The sequence below is a fragment of the Sphingobium sp. L-44 genome (genome assembly GCF_056859495.1).
This window is the reverse complement of sequence record NZ_JBSXOQ010000042.1, coordinates 1-2629: the sequence shown is the minus strand read 5'-3', so window position 1 is coordinate 2629 and position 2629 is coordinate 1. Positions and strand designations below refer to the sequence as shown.

Genomic DNA, 2629 nt, shown 5'->3' with positions numbered 1-2629 from the left:
TTGCATATCAGGGCCACAAAAGCCCAGTGTCGCGGGATGGAGCAGCCCGGTAGCTCGTCAGGCTCATAACCTGAAGGTCGTAGGTTCAAATCCTACTCCCGCAACCAACACACACACAAACACACACACGCCGCCTCGGATATCCCCAAGGCGGCTTTTTTGTGTCCGCGCCCTACCAGACCAGCGGAACAGACTTCGGCCCAACCACCCCGCCAGGCCAGTAGCTGATCAACGCATCAGACCGAACCGCAAAGTCAGGAATGCGCCGCAGCCACTCCTGCAACGCAACCTTCACCTCCAGACGCGCCAGATGCGCACCAATGCAGCTATGCACGCCGCCGGCAAAGGCCAGGATCGGCTTGCGCGGTCGGTCGAAGTCAACCCGCGTCGGATCCGGGAAGACATCCGGGTCATAGTTGCAGGCGGGCAGGATGCTGTTGAACTTGTCGCCCTTCTTCATCTGCACCCCACGCATTTCCAGATCCTGGGTCAGGGTCCGACCGGAAAAGGTGACGGAAAAGACCCGCAGCAGCTCTTCCACCTGGGCATTGATCTGATCGGGATGGGCGATGATGTCGCGCCGCCGATCGGGATTTTCCGCTAGCCACAGCCAGATATTGTTGAGCGTCGCGAACACCGTGTCGAGCCCGGCGATGAACAGGAAGAAGGTAAAGCCGAAAATCTCCCGCTCGGTCAGCGGTTCGCCACCCGGCCGTGCCTGGATGATCGTACTGATGACGCCATCATCGGGCCTGGCCGTCTTCTCGACGATCACCTGCGCCAGATAGGCCTCGATCCCGCGCATGGCGAGGCCGGCGGTCATGCGATCCTGCGAATGGAGCAGGTCGACCGCCCAGTCGACGAAGGTGTCGCGCATCTCCTGCGGCAGGCCCATCAGGTCGAGGAAGATCGACACCGGCAGCGGTCGGCCGAAGGCGGTGGTGAATTCCACTTCGCCGGCATCGATGAAGCTGTCGATCAGGTCGTTGGTCAGGCGGCGCATATAGGCTTCAAGCCGCAGCACGCTTTGCGGCGAGAAGGTCGAATCGAGAATCGCGCGATATTTGCGATGATGCGGCGGATCGATCTCGAGCGGGATGAAATGGAAATAATTATTGGGATCGCGCGGGAAGGGTGTGGCCCCGGCGGTGGTGAAATATTCCGGATGGCGTAGCGCGAAGAAGGCATCCTCATGCTTGATCGTACACCAGCTGTTCCCGATCAGCGGATTGACGCTGTAGAAGATCGGCGGATGCGTTTCGTGCAGCTTGGCCATGAAGGCATGGGGCGCGGCGAGAAATTCCGGGCCCGTGGTGAGGCCGATCTCGCGCACTAGTTCGGGCGGGACATGGGCGGGAATGTCCATAACGGGCGTCGCTTGGGCGGTTGCCATGATCGGGCTCCTCAATATTGCGCAGCGGGCAGGTGGACGACCAGCCCGTCGAGCGCATCGCTGGCGATGATCTGGCAGCCAAGGCGGCTGCTCGGGCGGCGTTCGCTGGTGGTGCATTCGAGCATGTCCAGCTCGGTCTGCGCAGGCGCGGGCAGACGGTCGGCCCAATCCTCCTCGACATAGCAATGGCAGGTCGCGCAGGCGAGGCCGCCGCCGCATTCGCCGACCATGCCTTCCAGCCCCTCGTTGAGCGCCGCGCGCATCAGATTCTCGCCCGTCGGCACATCGATCCGATGCTCCGCGCCGCTGGCCTCGACAAAGAGGACCGTCGCCATTGCACTCTCCCATATCTCTTTCGCGATGAGAACGATGTTCTCAGTGCTGGCACTATAGCCGCGGGCTGCTAGATGGAAAGCGATTATTGCAGAGAGGATCGATGAGCATGTACCGGGCGCCGCAGACCGACGACGTGATCGCGGAACTGGACGATCGCAACCAGCAGATCGTTGCCGCCGCCTATGATCTGCTCGACGAGGAGGGGCCGGAAGGGCTGACCATTCGTGCCGTATTGCAGCGCACCGGGCTGGCCCGTCGGGCGCTGTACGATCGCTTTGCGGGCAAGGATGATCTGGTGCTGGCGGTGTTTGCCCATACGCTGCGTCGCGCAGCGGAACAGTTCGGCGAACAGGTGCGCGACCTGCCGGACCCGCTGGCGCGCTTGCATCATATCGTGACGGCCATCGTCATCGGTCGCGCAGCCATTGATGGCGATTGGCAAGGCGGCCAGCGCCGGAGCGCGGCGCTCAGCCGTGAGCATCTGCGCCTGGCGGAGGCGCGTCCGGTCGAACTGCAAAAGGCGGTAAGCCCGCTCATCGACCTGATTGCCACGATCCTGTCCGAAGGCATGGCAGAGGGGCAGGTCCGCGCAGGACCGCCGTCATGGATGGCGCTGCTCGTCTATAATCTGGTCTCGACCACCGTCCACAGCCAGTTGCTTGCCGAGGAGGCCGCCATTCCCGATCGCCAGCGCCGATCCGAACTGGCAGTCGAGATATGGGAATTTTGCCGCCGGGCGATCGCGGCCTAGCGCGCCAGCTGGTCACGTCCGTCAATGTGGTGTAATTTCGGTGCTGGCCATCGGGCTGCATTTTCAGGCGGCCTTGGGTGTAATCTGTAGCGGCTGAACCTCCTCGGTTATGGGTGTGGCAAGGGCGGCCATGCCCTCGATCTGCATGT

Annotated in this window: 3 protein-coding genes and 1 tRNA gene; 2 read left to right on the top strand and 2 right to left on the bottom strand. The window is 62.5% G+C overall.

Annotated features, from left to right (window positions below):
- Positions 1 to 30: 30 nt before the first annotated feature.
- Positions 31 to 107 (top strand) — tRNA-Met (locus tag AC13EK_RS03325).
- Positions 108 to 172: 65 nt separating this feature from the next.
- Here AC13EK_RS03325 and AC13EK_RS03320 read toward each other — a convergent pair.
- Both AC13EK_RS03320 and AC13EK_RS03315 read right to left on the bottom strand, forming a co-directional pair.
- Entirely contained in the window at positions 173 to 1393 is a 1221-nt protein-coding gene (locus tag AC13EK_RS03320; protein ID WP_214868561.1) for a cytochrome P450, read from the bottom strand.
- Positions 1394 to 1404: 11 nt separating this feature from the next.
- Positions 1405 to 1728: a 2Fe-2S iron-sulfur cluster-binding protein gene (locus tag AC13EK_RS03315; protein ID WP_069337270.1), complete on the bottom strand. Its 324-nt coding sequence runs from the start codon at positions 1726 to 1728 to the stop codon at positions 1405 to 1407.
- A gap of 101 nt (positions 1729 to 1829) precedes the next feature.
- Here AC13EK_RS03315 and AC13EK_RS03310 point away from each other — a divergent pair, with 101 nt between their 5' ends.
- A complete protein-coding gene (locus AC13EK_RS03310; RefSeq protein ID WP_483022023.1) occupies positions 1830 to 2480 on the top strand; it encodes a TetR/AcrR family transcriptional regulator in 651 nt (216 codons plus the stop codon).
- Positions 2481 to 2629 lie beyond the last annotated feature (149 nt).

Coding starts and splice junctions, on each gene's coding strand:
- AC13EK_RS03320 (WP_214868561.1), bottom strand. CDS start 1,393: ATGGCAACCGCCCAAGCGACGCCCGTTATGGACATTCCCGCCCATGTC.
- AC13EK_RS03310 (WP_483022023.1), top strand. CDS start 1,830: ATGAGCATGTACCGGGCGCCGCAGACCGACGACGTGATCGCGGAACTG.
- AC13EK_RS03315 (WP_069337270.1), bottom strand. CDS start 1,728: ATGGCGACGGTCCTCTTTGTCGAGGCCAGCGGCGCGGAGCATCGGATC.